At 49.2% G+C, this 987-nt stretch carries 2 protein-coding genes; both read right to left on the bottom strand.

Annotated features, from left to right (window positions below):
* Positions 1 to 129 precede the first annotated feature (129 nt).
* Positions 130 to 492, bottom strand: a complete 363-nt coding sequence (locus tag ACTHS3_RS14830) for a TIGR02328 family protein (RefSeq protein WP_004519250.1) — start codon at positions 490 to 492, stop codon at positions 130 to 132.
* Between the two features lie 79 nt (positions 493 to 571).
* On the bottom strand, positions 572 to 987 hold a 416-nt coding region (locus tag ACTHS3_RS14825), incomplete at its 5' end, for an Hsp70 family protein (RefSeq protein WP_440368350.1).

Here is a 987-nt window from a genome sequence, read left to right as displayed (position 1 = left end):
ATAATGTCGCGTGTGGGAGTACGGTAATTTTTGGCATTTTTATTGTCTCGGTTGTTTAAGAGTGGTTGTGGTTAAAGCGGCTTCAGGCGGCCTTGGGTATTCAATATTCAGGCCGTCTGAAAAATGGGTTTATAACATGATGCCTTTACTTCTTAAATTTTCCAGACATTCGTCTAGATAAGCATCATCATGTTCGGCATAAATCGGCGAAGTAGATGCTTCAATCGCGTGTGAATGGTATGGGGCAACGGCTTTGCCGCGATATAGTGGGTCTTTCCATAAAACATCCGGTTTGTAACCGCGCTTTTCCATCTCTTCCATAATCAATACGTGATACAGGTAGAGTTTGTAGGGTGAGTGGGTAAAAACGTAATTAACCGTCGCATGCGGCCTGCCCCAGCCCGCTCCGCGTAAAGCAGCGCATTCGCGGTGTTGCCCCAAAAGCTGGGCGCGGGGGAGTAGGGGGATAAGGGTTTGGTGCCAGAGTCGCATAAAAGAAATCGTTTCAGTTTTTGGATATTTAGATAAACGACCTTTGTATCTTCCGAGGCCGTCTGAAACTGTTTAGGCATCAAATATTATCAACGCTTTGCCCTGTTAACGCGCGTTGGATGTTGCGGTTCATGCGCTTGGCGGCGAAGTTGTCGGTGCTGTGGCTGAGTTTGGCAACGGCGGCACGGATGTCTTCGGCTTTGCCGTCTTTCAGATGGCCTTGCAAGTTGGCGATGTCTTGTTGAATCTGTTGCAATTCTTCAGCTTCCAATAAATCGCTATCCAATTCAAGAGCAGCGTTGACGGCGTCGGTCAGGCTTTCGGCTTCGACTACGGCTTCGGCTCGGGCGCGGGCTGCCATGTCTTCGGCAGCGTTGCTCATGCTGTCTTTGAGCATTTGGGTGATGGTGCTGTCGTTCAAGCCGTAGGAAGGTTTGACTTCGATTTGTGCCTGTACACCGGTGCTTTGTTCTTGTGCGGAAACGGACAGTAAAC

The organism is Neisseria sp. P0009.S007, assembly GCF_051962515.1.
This window is presented reverse-complemented; position numbering and strand designations above follow the sequence as displayed.

Bases quoted from the DNA above. Each gene is read 5' to 3' on its own strand.
- ACTHS3_RS14830 (WP_004519250.1), bottom strand. From the start codon at position 492: ATGCGACTCTGGCACCAAACCCTTATCCCCCTACTCCCCCGCGCCCAG.